The sequence below is a fragment of the Collinsella aerofaciens genome (assembly GCF_020181355.1).
Lineage (GTDB): Bacteria > Actinomycetota > Coriobacteriia > Coriobacteriales > Coriobacteriaceae > Collinsella.
Map to the genome: position 1 here is coordinate 2,132,072 of NZ_CP084004.1, position 14,738 is coordinate 2,146,809.

Annotated in this window: 14 protein-coding genes; 8 read left to right on the forward strand and 6 right to left on the reverse strand. The window is 60.5% G+C overall.

The window, feature by feature from the left end:
• Nucleotides 1–105: 105 nt before the first annotated feature.
• Nucleotides 106–1,125, forward strand: a complete 1,020-nt coding sequence (locus LCQ44_RS09305) for a glycosyltransferase (RefSeq protein WP_225093681.1) — start codon at nucleotides 106–108, stop codon at nucleotides 1,123–1,125.
• A gap of 24 nt (nucleotides 1,126–1,149) precedes the next feature.
• Here the strand turns inward: LCQ44_RS09305 and LCQ44_RS09310 are convergent, their stop codons facing one another.
• The 5 genes from LCQ44_RS09310 to LCQ44_RS09330 all read right to left on the reverse strand — a co-directional run bounded on the left by LCQ44_RS09310 (nucleotide 1,150) and on the right by LCQ44_RS09330 (nucleotide 6,193).
• Entirely contained in the window at nucleotides 1,150–2,946 is a 1,797-nt protein-coding gene (locus LCQ44_RS09310) for an AAA family ATPase (protein ID WP_225093682.1), read from the reverse strand.
• A gap of 203 nt (nucleotides 2,947–3,149) precedes the next feature.
• Nucleotides 3,150–4,931 (reverse strand): VgrG-related protein, encoded by a 1,782-nt coding sequence (locus LCQ44_RS09315; protein ID WP_225093683.1) that lies wholly within the window; start codon nucleotides 4,929–4,931, stop codon nucleotides 3,150–3,152.
• A 128-nt stretch (nucleotides 4,932–5,059) separates the two neighbouring features.
• Nucleotides 5,060–5,479, reverse strand: coding sequence for an HI0074 family nucleotidyltransferase substrate-binding subunit (locus tag LCQ44_RS09320; RefSeq protein ID WP_225093684.1), 420 nt, complete (start codon nucleotides 5,477–5,479; stop codon nucleotides 5,060–5,062).
• Nucleotides 5,466–5,753, reverse strand: a complete 288-nt coding sequence (locus LCQ44_RS09325; RefSeq protein ID WP_225093685.1) for a nucleotidyltransferase family protein — start codon at nucleotides 5,751–5,753, stop codon at nucleotides 5,466–5,468. The genes LCQ44_RS09320 and LCQ44_RS09325 overlap by 14 nt, the downstream gene beginning before the upstream one ends.
• Before the next feature lie 8 nt (nucleotides 5,754–5,761).
• Complete coding sequence (locus tag LCQ44_RS09330) at nucleotides 5,762–6,193, reverse strand: RrF2 family transcriptional regulator (RefSeq protein ID WP_225093686.1); 432 nt, start codon at nucleotides 6,191–6,193, stop codon at nucleotides 5,762–5,764.
• Nucleotides 6,194–6,415: 222 nt separating this feature from the next.
• On the opposite strand from LCQ44_RS09330, the gene sufC reads away from it, so the two are divergent.
• From sufC to sufU, 5 genes are read left to right on the forward strand one after another with little or no spacing between them, the layout of a single operon-like run.
• Nucleotides 6,416–7,216, forward strand: coding sequence for a Fe-S cluster assembly ATPase SufC (gene sufC, locus LCQ44_RS09335; RefSeq protein ID WP_225093687.1), 801 nt, complete (start codon nucleotides 6,416–6,418; stop codon nucleotides 7,214–7,216).
• 12 nt (nucleotides 7,217–7,228) lie between these two features.
• Nucleotides 7,229–8,641 (forward strand): Fe-S cluster assembly protein SufB, encoded by a 1,413-nt coding sequence (sufB, locus tag LCQ44_RS09340; protein ID WP_225093688.1) that lies wholly within the window; start codon nucleotides 7,229–7,231, stop codon nucleotides 8,639–8,641.
• On the forward strand, nucleotides 8,641–9,912 hold the full coding sequence (locus LCQ44_RS09345; protein ID WP_225093689.1) for a SufB/SufD family protein: 1,272 nt from the start codon (nucleotides 8,641–8,643) through the stop codon (nucleotides 9,910–9,912). Before sufB ends, LCQ44_RS09345 begins: the two co-directional genes overlap by 1 nt.
• Nucleotides 9,909–11,234 carry an aminotransferase class V-fold PLP-dependent enzyme gene (locus LCQ44_RS09350; protein WP_204986963.1) on the forward strand — a complete coding sequence of 442 codons (1,326 nt, stop codon included), beginning with the start codon at nucleotides 9,909–9,911 and terminating at the stop codon, nucleotides 11,232–11,234. The genes LCQ44_RS09345 and LCQ44_RS09350 overlap by 4 nt, the downstream gene beginning before the upstream one ends.
• Nucleotides 11,227–11,661, forward strand: coding sequence for a Fe-S cluster assembly sulfur transfer protein SufU (gene sufU, locus LCQ44_RS09355; protein WP_225093690.1), 435 nt, complete (start codon nucleotides 11,227–11,229; stop codon nucleotides 11,659–11,661). Before LCQ44_RS09350 ends, sufU begins: the two co-directional genes overlap by 8 nt.
• Before the next feature lie 65 nt (nucleotides 11,662–11,726).
• On the opposite strand, the gene LCQ44_RS09360 is transcribed toward sufU, so the two are convergent.
• Complete coding sequence (locus tag LCQ44_RS09360; protein ID WP_225093691.1) at nucleotides 11,727–12,536, reverse strand: transposase; 810 nt, start codon at nucleotides 12,534–12,536, stop codon at nucleotides 11,727–11,729.
• Nucleotides 12,537–12,939: 403 nt separating this feature from the next.
• Here LCQ44_RS09360 and LCQ44_RS09365 point away from each other — a divergent pair, with 403 nt between their 5' ends.
• Together LCQ44_RS09365 and LCQ44_RS09370 are read left to right on the forward strand one after the other, a co-directional pair.
• Nucleotides 12,940–13,674 (forward strand): iron-sulfur cluster assembly scaffold protein, encoded by a 735-nt coding sequence (locus LCQ44_RS09365; protein WP_006235554.1) that lies wholly within the window; start codon nucleotides 12,940–12,942, stop codon nucleotides 13,672–13,674.
• Between the two features lie 18 nt (nucleotides 13,675–13,692).
• Nucleotides 13,693–14,697, forward strand: coding sequence for a GGGtGRT protein (locus LCQ44_RS09370; protein ID WP_006235553.1), 1,005 nt, complete (start codon nucleotides 13,693–13,695; stop codon nucleotides 14,695–14,697).
• Nucleotides 14,698–14,738 lie beyond the last annotated feature (41 nt).

Below are 14,738 nucleotides of genomic sequence, written 5' to 3' on the forward strand. Positions count from 1 at the left end.
TGCCGTCAAGGTGCGCCGAGCCTTTACAATAGGACAGTCCCAAGGACGTATTCGATAGCTTCCGCGCAGCGCTCGCCCGCCGCGCGTGAAAGGATATATTGCCCCATGCCTTCAACCCTTCCCGCTCCCATCGACAAGCTCGCCATCGTCGTCGTAACGTACAAGCGCCAGGAACTCCTGGCCAACTTGTTCGACTCCATGACCGAGCTCACGGCAGCGCCCTGGCGCATCGTGATTGTCGATAACGAAAATTCGCGCGAGACCGAGGCCATGTGCTCCGCATTCAACGAGCGCCTGGCCAACCTGTGGGGCATCGACACCGAGCAGCCCGACGCGCAGGGCGGCACCGACCGTGTCATCTACGCCCCGCAGCTCGAAAACGGCGGCGGTGCGGGCGGCTTCTCCGCCGGCACCAAATGCGCCTACGACCTGGGCGCCCAGTGGTTCTGGGTGATGGACGACGACGTGCTCGTCATCCCCGAAGGCATCGAGCGTCTTGCCAAGTGGACCGACCGCTACGATGTCATCCAGGGTTCGCGCCTGGACTTTGACGGCGGCGCTTTCTTTTGGCAGTACCAGCTCATCCTTTCGCTCGGCATCCCTAACCCCATCGCCAAGTGGGATCTGGGTCCCGAGGGCTACCGCGCCATGAACCAGCTGTGCTTTGAGGGCGGCATGTTCTCGCGCCGCGTGGTCGACAAGATTGGCCTGCCCGACGCGCGCTTCTTTATCTACGGCGACGATGCCTGCTACGGCTACGTAGCCAGCCAGCACTTCCCCGCCGCCGTGGTCGCCGACGTGGTGCTCAAGCGCGCCCGTGCCGTCTCTAACTGGGATATCGCCGGCAAACGCCAGCTCAACTCTACGAGCGACACCAACCGCTACTACATCATGCGCAACCGAGGCTTCCTCGCTCGCTATATGCAGATCTACGGTGACTACCACCCCATGTTGTTCCGCCTGGGCAATGCCGCGACCTTCTGCAAGGAATTCATTCGCCTGGCCGCCGTTGACAAGTGCTTTAAGACCGGTATTCCGGCGCTGCGACGCGGCATGAAGGACGCCCGCAAGATCGTTAAGGATCCCAACTGGAAGCCCATGCCGCCCATGAAGGACACGGAGTAACAGAAGCCGGAAACACCTCAGCGCTTAAAGCCGCTGGTGCACCGTAGCCACATGCTGTCCATCAAACCCAAACCCCCAGCGCATGCGGCCAACGCCGGGTCGCGGCACACGGATTTCGTCGATGCCGTCGCGCTCTATGTCGAGTAGCGACTGCACGGCCAGCAATTCCAGGCCCAGCGCATCCACATCGGGGTCATACATCAAGTTAATCGTTATCAGCGGTCGCTCGTCCAGCATGCCAATCGTGTCTGCTACGTCGAACACAGCACCCGTAGGGAAAACCTGGATGTCCCAGCGACCCGCGCCACACTTTCGCCTCGAGGCAGGATTGGCATAGCCCGGCAAGCCAAAGCAGAGCCCCTGCAAGAGCAGATGATATGGCGGCGGCTTATCTGGGTCGGTCTCACCGATTCCCGCATCCCCCAGGATGCGGCTTAGCGCCCGCCTCACGGTATCCTCGTTCCCACGGCACAGCCCGTCGCGAAACGCATCGACGTCTCGAATGTCTTCGGCAGCGCACTCAAACCACTCAACAATTACTAGACGCAAGACCTGGCGAAGCTCTTTATTGGGCAATCGCAAAACACGGAGGCGATCGCCATGCTCTGGCTCCTCAGTCATATCTGTCGTCAGGAAACCGGACAGATACAGCGCTGTCCACATGCCATCGTCAGGCGAGACATCTGGCTCTGCAGTGCCCAAACAAAGCGGGACCTCAGCGCACCCATGGGCCTCGAGCAAATCAAACAAGACCGAAAGGCGGTCGAGATTCCACCCGGCAACTACCCTACTCAGGCAATCGGCATATCCATACAGATCGGCACGCACAGGCGCCGCGCAGCCTCGGTCCAGAAAACCGATCACACGCTCTGGACTCGAGCAATAGGCCCTGCCAAACCGATACCCCTCGAGCCATTCACGCGCATCATTCAGGTATTCCTCGCGCCCAGCATGATTCAAAAGAGCCTCGACCTCGGCATCCGAAAAACCGAACCAACGGTCACACCACGCCGACAGCGGCGTCGTCAGACAATACGAGCAGCCGCGCGAAGAAAGCGCCGCTTCGGCAGGACCGGGACACTCCCCCATCAGACACGTCAGCCGCAACGAATCGCGCGCAGTGGCAATGGCGTCAAACAGCGCACGGTCAAGTAGTTCTGCCGGATCGGCGTCGGAAGCGTCCCTCGCGCTCGCACGGCGAGACCACGCCGCATCGTACCCATCAACGAGCAATACAACCTGCTCATCGCAGGCAATCTCCAGCAGCTCTATGAGCACACCGAGCACCGAGTCAACCTCGTCCGCGCTCGCCACGCCACGCGCGACACGTTCGATGTGACGCACCTTATCTCGAGCTAAATCCGGAGCCTCCAAGAGCGCCAACAAGCGAGCGCACTCGCCCGAAAGGGCATCGCGCACGACGCCGGCAACAGCGGGGCCACGCCTCCCAGCGCCAGAAAAGTCCAGCGATATCACCGGATAGCAAGCATACTCATCCCGATAGCGCCCGCCGTTCGCATCCCAAATCTGAGCATCGGCAAACAAACGCTGACCAGAGCGACCGACCGCTGGACGCTCCAGAAAAGCCCTGAGCATCGACAAGTTCATGCTCTTGCCAAAACCCTCGGGTCGACAGCACACCACAACGGACGCGTCGCAGTCCAACACATCGGCAATAAACATGGTCTTGTCAACCAGCATGCAACGACCAATGGCATCGGCAAAATCATGCACACCGACCGGCAAAACCGCATCATCGACATGGTTGACAAGCCGTACGCCAAAAGTATCGTCACTGTTGCAATACTCCTGTTCAGACACCGTAACTTCTCCCTAAAACGCAGCACGAAGCCCATTGTAGCGAGCAGTTCAAGTGCAACGCTGGATCCGTGCAAAGGCATCGGGCAACGGTAGGAACAAAGGCCTTGAGGGGGCATAACAAATCGTTGTGCAACAAAATGGGGCCCGATGCAACTGCACCGGCCCCCATTGCGAATCTTTAGTTGTCGGGCAACCGAAAGGGACTACTCCTCGGAGTCGTTCTGCCCAGCAGCCTTCTTTTGCTGATCGAGCTTATGCTTGCCACTCACAATAGACGTGGCACCCAGCGTGGCCAAGCTTGCACTGGCAAGGCTCGCCATCACGATGAGGTCGCCCGTCTTGGGCATGATGCCGCCCGAGGTCTTAGTGGTGGTAGTCGTCGTGGGCACCGTATTGGAGTCATTTTGCTCCTGGTTCTGGTTGTCGGTGTTGCCCTTACCGCCGTCCTCGCCCTGCGGCTTTCCGTCGTCGGTTTTGCTCTTTTCCTCGTCCTTCTTCTGAGCGGACTTCTCGCCCTTTTCCTCAGAGCTAATACCCTTATCGGACTCGGTCTTCTCGGAATCATCGCCCTTGGAGTCGCCCTTTGCGACCTCGGTCTTTTCCGTGGAAACCTGGTCAGAATTGTTCTTGTCAGGAGACAAGCTGCTTGCGCCAGCCATCAGCGAGGAACCAAACGTGTAGCCAAGCTGCACAACGAAAGAGGGCTTCTTGCCCGTCGAAGTAACGGGCGCGTCCGGCGCCTTATTCGAGTCGCCCTTGGAAGCACCAGAATCAGAAGCGGCGCCAGAGTTAGAGTCATTGCTAGAACCAGTATCGGCGGAAGAATCGCTCGAGCCAGTGGAGGAGTCGGAGGAACCAGCGTCAGTCGAACCAGAGGCGGCACTGTCCGTATTGCCGGCAGAGCTTGAAGACGAATCGCCCGCAGCAGAGCCGTTGGAATCGGAGCCGCTCGAGGTAGAGCCGTCGTTGGCAACGTCACCAGCAGAGCCATCGCCTCCAGCATCGGTCGAGGGCGTATCCATCTTGTCATCGTTGGCATCGTCGCTCGAGTCGTCATTCGAATCAGGCGTCGGCGAAGGTGCCGGCGTGGGCTCGGGCTGCACGGGCTCCACAGGCGTTGCCGCGGCAGCCTCGTCCTCGGCAATATAGACCAGACAATCCTTGAGCTCATTGCGGTAGCGGTTCTTCCAGCCCTCGTGATACTGGGGCTGGCTTGCATACTTGGTCGCCACGTTATTGACCACGCTGTTGGAAAGCGCCGTCACAAACTCGCGGTCCGTCATGCTGTTGGAAAGGTTTGCCCAGCGGAAGAAGTCTCTGCAGCCACCGGTGCCGCACATGTTGGTGATACTCCACACCATGCCCTTGACGCAGTCGGCGCGGCCGGAGATGTCAATGCCAAGAGCGCTCTTGAACCACGCCTCGGTCACCGCATAGTAGGAGTTGTACGCATAGGCATCCTGCAGCGCCGAGAACTCAGTCGGATCGGTGTTGTAAGCACCCAGGAAGGCATCCTGCGCGATGCGGCCCAGCTCGGTGAGCTGGCCGTTCGCATACATGGGGTTTTTCGCGTTGGAAATCTCGCTGCCGCGATCGATCGCAGCCTTAAGCATGCCGTACTTGGCAGAATCGTAGTTATAGACCTGCTTCATAAACGGAATGAGCGACCAACGACGGTCGAACTGGTAATAACCCAGCGCGTTATAGCCGTCGCCATACGAAAAGCCCTGGTTATAGTTGCCGTGGCTCTCATATTTGGTGAAGTACTTCATCTCGGCAGTCACGTTGACAAACGAGACCCCCTGAACCGACCTCAGCACGCCCGAAAAAGACTGCTGGGTGTAAAGGCCTTTGTCGATATCGGTGGCATCCGAGGCAACACCCGGCGTGGGCTCCTCGGCAACAGCAGTCACAGGCGCGGCAACGGCGCCAAACGAAAGCGCCAGCGTCAGGCCCGCCACAATCGCGGAATGCTTGGGCTGCATAAGATCCTCCCTGCATTGGTGTAGTTAAAGTGCAGTTTGCAAAGATAAATCTAAGTATTGCAGCTCGCCCGCCGTTGCACAACAGCCCCTCGGTAAACGGCAACGACCCTCCGCGAAATCTTAAGGAATTAAACAAACTGGTCGTCGGGCGCCATCAGAAGCTCGCCGTAACGCTCCATCAGTCCGTCCCTCAACTGACAGAAAGCGGGAATATAGGCGTTCAAGATGCGCCGAATCAAATCTTGAGCGAGCTTGTTGTCATAGATATGAACGTTCGTATTGCGGTCTCTGAGCATATCTAGCCAGGCTGCCTCATCAATAAAGTCATAGAATCGGTAGGACTCCTTCAAGATGGCACGAGGAGACCCCGACGCGGCAAGCGTGGCACCCTCATACTCGAGCAGACGCTTAAGGAGCTTCCAGCTCAGTTCAAATTGAAGATTGAACTTATTAATCAATCCACTCTGAACAAAATCATTATTGAGATCCTGATTGGGCGCATCCTCAAGATTCGCCAAAGCGCTGGCAAAGTTCTCATATTTTTTCATACAGGACCACACCATCCCTAGCTATTTCATCGAGCAACGACTGCGATGCGGGCTCATCGAGATTGACGACGTCTACATCTAAAAGAGTATCAAGACGCTCCTCAATCAAATATGAGAAACGGCCGAAATCCCGGCAACCTGCTACAGCAATATCAATATCGCTCTTAGGCAAGTTGTCGCCTCGAGCACGGGAACCAAACAGCACAACCTTATCGGCGTCACATTCCCGAGCAAAAACTTCAATTTGCTTATACACCTTGTCGAGAGATGCCATTTGCAGCCCTACAGCTTAATGTCAAAGTTGATCTCGGGGACGGCGGCCAGGTCGGCCAGCGTCACGCCGTCGACGTACTTTTCGATCACGTCGTCCAGACCGCGCCAGAACTTGACGGTCGAGCAAAGATCACTGCGGGTACAGCTGTTGTCGATGCCATCGCACGCCACCGGAGCCGTGCTGCCCTCAACGGCACGCAGGATGTCGCCAGCACGCACCTCGACGGGGTCCTTGGCCATCATGTAGCCGCCGCCCTTGCCGCGCACGCTCTTAAGCAGGCCCGCCTTCATGAGCGGACGGACCAGCTGCTCCAAATACTTTTGCGAGATATGCTCGCGGTCGGCGACCTCGCGCAGGGCGATTTTGCCCTCGACGTCACCAAGCGCTGCGATATAGATCATCAGCCGGAGGGCATAGCGGCCCTTAGAAGAAATGAGCATACCTACCCTCTCATCGTTACCGGGACAAAATACCAGGTTTGTTTGTCCCAAATCTTATGCACGCGGGGCAAACAAACCTGATTATTATGTCCCGCATCTAAAAAGTCGAGTGGATTAGTCGGGTTTTCCCTTGACTAACGCCGAACCCATAGTAACTTTATTCCGAGAAGATTCCTAGGGTTTAGTACACCTATGAGTACACCATATACAGAGAGGGACAGCATGAGCGCAAATCCGCTGCTTTCCATCGAAGGTCTGACCGCCTCCGTGGACGAGAAGACCATCCTCCACAACGTCAACCTCAACGTCGCCGCCGGCGAGACCCATGTGCTGATGGGACCCAATGGCGCCGGCAAGTCCACCCTCGGCCACCTGGTCATGGGCGACCCCGTCTACACCGTCAACAACGGCCGCATCGTCTTTGACGGCCAGGACATCACCGAGCTCACCACCGACAAGCGTTCGCGCGCCGGCCTGTTCCTGAGCTTCCAGGCCCCGGTCGAGATCCCGGGCGTGCCGCTGTCAAGCTTTTTGCGTGCCAGCATCGCCGGCCGCCCCGGCCTGAAGATGAAGGGCAAGGAGTTCCGCCGTCGCGTCAAGGAGCTCGCGGCCGAGCTCAACATGGACACCGCCTACCTCAATCGTGAGCTGGGCGTGGGCTTCTCGGGCGGCGAAAAAAAGAAGGTCGAGATGCTCCAGCTTCTGCTGCTGCAGCCCAAGCTCGCCATCCTGGACGAAACCGACTCCGGTCTGGACGTTGACGCCCTGTCCACCGTCAGCCACGGCATGGACGCCTACCGTAAGAGCTGCGACGGCTCCATGCTCATCATCACGCACAACACGCGCATCCTGGAGCACCTGGATGTCGACCGCGTCCACGTTATGGTCAAGGGCCATATTGTGCGCGAGGACGACGCCTCGCTGATTCCCTGGATCGACAAGAACGGCTTTGAGACCTTCGAGCGTGAGGCCGCCGAGCAGCGCGCCCAGGCCGAGGCCGCCGCTGCCGAGCAGCAGGCGTAAAGGGGCGACGCAATGACCAAGAACCGCACCGAGGTCGCGGACATCGACCGCAGCCTCTACGACTTCACCTACGGCGAGGAGGGATTCGAGCGCGTCGACGCCGGCATCACGCCCGACATCGTGCGCGAGATCAGCGCCAAGAAGGACGAGCCACAGTGGATGCTCGATCTGCGCTTAAAGTCCCTCGAGATCTTCAATCGTTTTCCCGACCCGACGTGGGGCCCCTCCATCGAGGGCCTGGACATGGACAACATCGTCACCTACGTCAAGCCCAACACCGACCAAAAGCACGACTGGGAGTCGGTGCCCGACGACATCAAGAACACCTTTGAGCGCCTGGGCATCCCCGAGGCCGAGCGCAGCTACCTGGCGGGCGTCGGCGCGCAGTACGACTCCGAGCTGGTCTACCACAACATGCAGGACACCGCGTCCAAGATGGGTATCGTCTATTCCGGCATCGAGGAGGCCCTGCACGACCCGCAGTGGGAGCCGCTCATCCACGAGAAGTTTATGACGCTCATCCCGCCCACCGACCACAAGTTTGCGGCCCTGCACGGCGCCGTATGGTCGGGCGGCTCGTTTGTCTACGTGCCCAAGGGCACCAAGTTGGACTTCCCGCTGCAGAGCTACTTCCGCCTTAACGCCAAGGGCGCCGGCCAGTTTGAGCACACGCTCATCATCGTCGAGGACGACGCCGACCTGCACTTCATCGAGGGTTGCTCCGCGCCCAAGTACAACGTTGCCAACCTCCACGCCGGCGCCGTCGAGCTCTTTGTGGGCAAGCGTGCGCACCTGCGCTACTCGACCATCGAGAACTGGTCCAAAAACATGTACAACCTCAACACCAAGCGTGCGCGCGTGGACGAGGATGGCGACATAGAGTGGATCAGTGGCTCCTTCGGCAGCCACGTGGGCTACCTCTACCCCATGAGTGTGCTCAACGGCCGCCGCGCCCGGTCGAGCTTTACCGGCATCACCTTTGCCGGCGCCGGGCAGAACCTCGATACCGGCTGTAAGGTCGTGCTCAACGCCCCCGAGACCTCGGCAACCGTCGAGACCAAGGGCATCTCCAAGAGCGGCGGCATTCAGACCTTCCGCAGCTCCATCGTGGCCACGCCCAAGGCCGAGGGTTCCAAGGCAACCGTGAGCTGCCAGTCGCTCATGCTCGACGACCAGAGCCGCTCCGACACCATCCCCGCCATGGACATCCGCGCCAAGAACGTCGACATCGGCCACGAGGCCACCATCGGCCGCATCGGCGACGACAAGGTGTTCTACCTGATGAGCCGCGGCATCTCGGAGGAAGAGGCCCGCACCATGATCGTCAACGGCTTTGCCAACCCGGTCTCCAAGGAGCTGCCGCTGGAGTACGCCGTCGAGATGAACAACCTGATCAAGCTCGAGATGGAAGGAGCGATCGGATAATGAAACAGGAAACCAACACCGCTGCTACCACCCTTGAGCAGGTCAACGCGATGCCGGCTGCCACTTGGGGCTGGCTGAAGATGAATCAGACCAAGCTCGAGCTCTCTGACGAGCTTGCCGCCGCTCCCGCGGAGGCCGTTGAGGTCGAAGGCTTGGGCGAGCAGTTTATTGGCGTGACAGACGCGTTCGACGCCGCCATGGACGCCATGGCCGAGCGCTTCCCCGAGCGCCGCTCCTCCGCCCCCGGTGATGCCGCCGACCGCGCCCGCATCACGCCCGAGACCGAGCTCGACGTGCCCGCCACCTCCGTCTACCAGGCCGGCGCCATCAAGCTCGAGGAGGAGCTCTCCCCTGCTGAAGCCTTCGAAACCGGCATGGGCGAGGCTGCCTACGCCTACTTGGCCGAGCACGCTACCAAGCGCATCGTCATCGATGTGCCCGCATACCAGCACGCCACGGTTACCGTGCGTGTGAGCGGTGTCGATGCCGCCGCGGCCATCGCCGCCATCGACGTCGTCGCTCGCCCGCAGGCAACGCTCGACCTGCATATTGCCCTAGACTCTCCTGTTACCGGCGAGGGTGTCGTGGGCTCCGTGCTACGCGTGTGCGCCCACGAGTACGCCACCGTCAACGTGACCTGCACGCAGACACTCGACGACAGCTGGATCGCACTCGACGACACCGGCCTGTTCCTGGACGAGGGCGCGCGCGTCAACGTGCAGCACACCGTCCTGGGTGCCGGCGCCAGCGCCACCGGCCTTGCCGGCGACCTGCTGGGCGACACCGCCAAGGTGACCATCGATACCGATTACCTGGGCGCCCGCGAGCAGGTGCGCGACTTTAACTACGAGCTGCGCCACCGCGGTCGCAAGACCGAGTGCGAGATCGACGCCAACGGCGTGCTGACCGGCACGTCCAAGAAGGTCTACCGTGGCACCATCGACCTCGTGCACGGCTGCAAGGGTGCAACCGGCACCGAACGCGAGACGGTGCTTTTGGCCAACAAGGGCGTCGACAACAAGACCGTTCCCGTCATTCTCTGTGACGAGGACGACGTCGCCGGCAACCACGGCGCCACCATCGGTCACGTCCGCGACGAGCAGCTGTTCTACCTCGCCTGCCGTGGCCTTGACCAAAACGCCGCCGAGGATCTGTTCATTCGCGCCAAGCTGGAGGACGCCGCGCTTTCCGCCACCGACGAGCGCACCCGCGCAGCCGTCGTCCGCTTGGGCAACAACCTGATCAACAACTTTGAAGAGGAGCTCGCATGATCGACACCGAGCACGTTAAATGCGATACCTGTACCGCACCGGAGCCTATGGAGTTCGACGCCAGTGACGAGGCCTCGCGCGGCTGGCCTACCGTCGACATCGAGACCAATCCCTACAAGGCACAGTTCCCGCTTTTCCAGCAGCACCCCGAGATCGCCTTCCTCGATAGTGCCGCCACCGCGCAGCGCCCCGCCTGCGTGCTCGACGCCGAGCGTGACTTCTATCAGCGCATGAACGCCAACCCCCTGCGCGGCCTGTACTCACTGTCCGTCGAGGCCACCGACGCCATCGCGAAGGTCCGCCAGCAGATCGCCGACCTCATCGGCGCCTCACAGGCCAACGAGGTCGTCTTCACCCGCAACACGAGCGAGTCGCTCAACCTGGTCGCCAAGAGCTTTGCACCCACAGTCCTCGAGCCGGGCGACGAGGTCGTCATCACCATCATGGAGCACCACTCCAACCTGATTCCGTGGCAGCAGGTCTGCCGCGAGACCGGCGCCAAGCTCGTCTACCTCTACCCCACCAAGACCGGTCAGCTCACCACCGAGGAGGTTCTTGCCAAGGTTGGTCCCAAGACCAAGATTCTGGCCGTGGGTCAGGTCTCCAACGTGTTGGGAGTCGAGAACCCAGTCAAGAACCTCGGCAAGCTCGTGCACAAGTATGGCGGCTACCTGGTCGTCGACGGTGCGCAGTCGCTGCCGCACATGCCGGTCGATGTGGCCGACCTGGGCGCCGACTTCTTTGCCTTTAGCGCACACAAGGCTATGGGCCCCATGGGCATCGGCGTGCTGTGGGGCAAGATGGACCTGCTCAACGCCATGCCGCCCATGCTCACCGGCGGCGAGATGATCGACTCTGTTACCGAGCAGGACGCCGTCTGGGCGCCCGTTCCCGAGAAATTCGAGGCCGGCACACAGGACGCCGCCGGCATCTTCGCCACGGGTGCGGCACTCGACTACCTGGTCAACACGGTGGGTTACGAGAACGTCCAGGCACGCGAGCAGGCACTCGTCCACTACCTGATGGGCGAGCTCATGCAGCTCGACTTTGTCCAGATCATCGGCTCCATCTATTGGGACAACCACCACGGCGTTGTGAGCTTTAACGTCCGCGGCATCCACCCGCACGACGTCGCGAGCATCATGGACATGGACGGCGTCTGCATCCGCGCCGGTCACCACTGTGCACAGCCGCTGCTCACCTGGCTGGGCGTCGAGAACCTTGCCTGCTGCCGCGCCAGCGTGGCCTTCTACAACGACAAGGCCGACATTGACAAGTTCATCGCCGGCCTGCATCACGTTTGGAGCACGTTCAATGGGTAATCTGTACACCTCCACCACATTTATGGAGCACAACTCGCACCCCGACTACAAGTACGAGATGGATGCTCCCACGCACGAGCACGACGGCATCAACCCCAGCTGCGGAGACGAGCTCACTCTGCAGCTGCGTGTCGAGAACAACGTGATCGAGGAGGCCTCCTTTACCGGCCACGGCTGCGCCATCAGCCAGGCCAGTGCCGACATCATGGCCGATCTCATCACCGGCGAGACCGTCGAGGAAGCTCGCCGCCTGGCAGAGCTCTTCCTCGCCATGATCCGCGGCGAGAAGCTCTCCGAGGAGGACCTGGAAGACCTGGACGAAGCCGCCCAGCTCCAGGACATCTCGCACATGCCCGCCCGCGTCAAATGCGCCGAGCTCGCCTGGCGCACCCTCGACGGCATGCTCACGGGACAAAATAATCAGTAGTACTTGTCCCAAATCTTAAGATTTTTGTTGGCCGAATCGCTTGACAAGAGTGGTTCGGCCATTTTCTATTCCGAAAGCTCAGCCCGTGCCTTCACCCGCACATAAGCGCGCACGATACGAGAGACGGTACTTTTGCCAATCCCGGTATACCGCTCAATCTGGCGCACCGTAAGGCCGGCATTGCTCAATCCAACAATAACGGTATCGCGCTGCGCCGGCGGTGCAGTTTTAACCACATTGAGCGGAACCCCGAGGCTCTTCGCCATCTTGTCGGCAAAGGCGTGGCGTTCCCACTCTGTCTCTTTCATATCGCGCAGCGCCGGTTCGCCGCCGTCGGGCGTCGAAAGCGAATAGGCAATAAAGCCCTCGGCAGAACCAAAAAGCTCAAGCACGCAAGAAGGATCAGAAAATCCCCTCGCGACATCGGCCGCGTCACCGTCGTAAGCGCACAAATGCTCCGGAAAGCTGCTCCAGGGATAACGCTCAATGAGACTGATGCCCGCCTCCTGCGGATCGGCGTGAACGGAGCGAATAGCCTCCATCACCTGCCAGTCGGTATCGAGCGAGCGCCGGTCAAAACGGTTCTGGAACAGATGCCCTGTGCGCCCCGTGCGTTTATTGAACCGCCGCGCGTACGTCAAAAGCAGCCGGTGCATCGCCGCGCTCATCGCGTCCTCGTAATCTGCAAGCACCAGACGCACGTGATTGCCCATAAGGCACCAGGCGATAACCGTCACGCCCGCCTTGCGGCAGCACTCACGCATCAGCTCCAAGAACTCCCACCGGTCTTCATCGCCCTCAAAGATGAGCTGCTTGCCCGTACCGCGGGCACAGACATGGTAAAAGCCGGTAACCGTTCTCCAAACGCGCTGCATGGCGCTCCCTTCGCCGGGATCTGCTTGCCATCCAATACAGCACGATTGAAGCGTGCCATCAAAACATTCACGCAAAACAATTCGCTCGCGCGGCCAAAGGCAGTAAACAGGCGGCGAACGGCACCGTTGCAACAGGTCAACCCCTGCAACGCTTACAAAAGCTGACCAAAAGCTTGCCCAAGACGGACCCCCTCTACGGAAGTGCACGACCACAGAATATAGAGTTAAACCGTTTCAATTGAAAGTTCCGCGCATCTCGCTACGAAAACTGAGCCGTTCGCCGAATATTCCGTGCATTTCGCGGTATTATAGGGGCTGCATGTCATGTCCCTTTCGAAGGGTCGCCCGGCAATCGCCAGCCACGGCCCCCAGACGGGACGCCAACACGATAGAGAGGAGAGGCATGCAGTACTCACAGGAAGTGGAGAACATGTGCCCCGTTGCCAAGGGTGCATACCACGGCCCCGCACCCATCCCCGAGGAGGGCAAGTGGGTCCAGGCTAAGGAGATTTCCGACATCTCCGGTCTTACGCACGGTGTGGGTTGGTGCGCACCTCAGCAGGGCGCCTGCAAGCTCACGCTGAACGTCAAGGACGGCATCATCGAGGAGGCCCTCGTTGAGACCATCGGCTGCTCGGGTATGACCCACTCTGCCGCCATGGCTTCCGAGATCCTTCCCGGTAAGACCATCCTCGAGGCCCTCAACACCGACCTCGTCTGCGACGCCATCAACGTTGCTATGCGCGAGATCTTCCTGCAGATCGTTTACGGCCGCAGCCAGACCGCGTTCTCCGAGGGCGGCCTGCCCGTGGGCGCCTCCCTCGACGACCTCGGCAAGGGCCTTCGCTCTCAGGTCGGCACCATGTTCGGCACCAAGGCCAAGGGCGCTCGTTACCTCGAGCTCGCTCAGGGCTACGTCACCCGCATGGCTCTCAACGACAAGAACGAGATCATCGCATTCGAGTTCCTGAACCTCGGCAAGTTCACCGACGCCGTCAAGGCCGGCAAGACCCCCGAGGAGGCCATCGCTGGCGCTATGGGCCACTATGGTCAGTGGGAGAACGCTGCCAAGTACATCGACCCGCGCACCGACGAGGAGACTCACTCCGTCGCCAGCGTGTTCCCGGTTCACGAGTAGAAAGGGAGGGAAATAACTATGACTGTTACGTTCGAAGGTTACGAGCGCCGCGCTGACAAGATCAACAAGTGCCTCGCCGACAACGGCATCGCCTCCCTCGAGGAAGCTCTGCAGATCTGCACCGACAAGGGCTTCAACCCGCGTGAGATCGTCAACAACACCCAGTCCATCGCCTTCCAGAACGCCGAGTGGGCCTACACCCTCGGTTGCGCTCTCGCTGTCAAGCGTGGCGCCAAGTCCGCTTCTGAGGCTGCCGCCATCATCGGCGAGGGCATCCAGGCCTTCACCGTTCCCGGCTCCGTCGCCGAGGACCGCAAGGTCGGTCTGGGCCACGGCAACCTGGGCGCTATGCTGCTCTCCGACGACACCGAGTGCTTCGCCTTCCTGGCCGGTCACGAGTCCTTCGCTGCCGCTGAGGGTGCTATCGGCCTGGCTCTGAACGCCAACAAGGCTCGCAAGAAGCCGCTGCGCGTCATCCTCAACGGTCTGGGCAAGGACGCTGCTCAGATCATCGCCCGCATCAACGGCTTCACCTACGTGAAGACCCAGTTCGACTACTTCACGGGCGAGCTCAAGGTCGTCGAGACCATCCCCTACTCCGATGGTCCCCGCGCCGCCGTCAACTGCTACGGCGCCGACGACGTCCGCGAGGGCGTTGCCATCATGTGGCACGAGAACGTCGACATCTCGATCACCGGTAACTCCACCAACCCCACGCGCTTCCAGCACCCCGTCGCTGGCACCTACAAGAAGGAGCGCCTCGAGGCTGGCAAGAAGTACTTCTCCGTCGCTTCTGGTGGCGGCACTGGCCGTACCCTGCACCCGGACAACATGGGCGCCGGCCCTGCCTCTTACGGCATGACCGACACCATGGGCCGCATGCACTCCGACGCCCAGTTCGCCGGTTCTTCCTCCGTGCCTGCGCACGTCGACATGATGGGTCTCATCGGCATGGGCAACAACCCCATGGTCGGTGCCACCGTCGCCTGCGCTGTCGCCGTCGAGGAGGCCCTCAAGGCCTAATCGCGCCCGCGCGATGCTCATATAGTTGAGCTTTGGAGCCG

Bases quoted from the DNA above. Each gene is read 5' to 3' on its own strand.
- LCQ44_RS09305 (WP_225093681.1), top strand. From the start codon at position 106: ATGCCTTCAACCCTTCCCGCTCCCATCGACAAGCTCGCCATCGTCGTC.
- LCQ44_RS09315 (WP_225093683.1), bottom strand. From the start codon at position 4,931: ATGCAGCCCAAGCATTCCGCGATTGTGGCGGGCCTGACGCTGGCGCTT.
- LCQ44_RS09320 (WP_225093684.1), bottom strand. From the start codon at position 5,479: ATGAAAAAATATGAGAACTTTGCCAGCGCTTTGGCGAATCTTGAGGAT.
- LCQ44_RS09325 (WP_225093685.1), bottom strand. From the start codon at position 5,753: ATGGCATCTCTCGACAAGGTGTATAAGCAAATTGAAGTTTTTGCTCGG.
- LCQ44_RS09330 (WP_225093686.1), bottom strand. From the start codon at position 6,193: ATGCTCATTTCTTCTAAGGGCCGCTATGCCCTCCGGCTGATGATCTAT.
- sufC (WP_225093687.1), top strand. From the start codon at position 6,416: ATGAGCGCAAATCCGCTGCTTTCCATCGAAGGTCTGACCGCCTCCGTG.
- sufB (WP_225093688.1), top strand. From the start codon at position 7,229: ATGACCAAGAACCGCACCGAGGTCGCGGACATCGACCGCAGCCTCTAC.
- LCQ44_RS09345 (WP_225093689.1), top strand. From the start codon at position 8,641: ATGAAACAGGAAACCAACACCGCTGCTACCACCCTTGAGCAGGTCAAC.
- LCQ44_RS09350 (WP_204986963.1), top strand. From the start codon at position 9,909: ATGATCGACACCGAGCACGTTAAATGCGATACCTGTACCGCACCGGAG.
- sufU (WP_225093690.1), top strand. From the start codon at position 11,227: ATGGGTAATCTGTACACCTCCACCACATTTATGGAGCACAACTCGCAC.
- LCQ44_RS09360 (WP_225093691.1), bottom strand. From the start codon at position 12,536: ATGCAGCGCGTTTGGAGAACGGTTACCGGCTTTTACCATGTCTGTGCC.
- LCQ44_RS09365 (WP_006235554.1), top strand. From the start codon at position 12,940: ATGCAGTACTCACAGGAAGTGGAGAACATGTGCCCCGTTGCCAAGGGT.
- LCQ44_RS09370 (WP_006235553.1), top strand. From the start codon at position 13,693: ATGACTGTTACGTTCGAAGGTTACGAGCGCCGCGCTGACAAGATCAAC.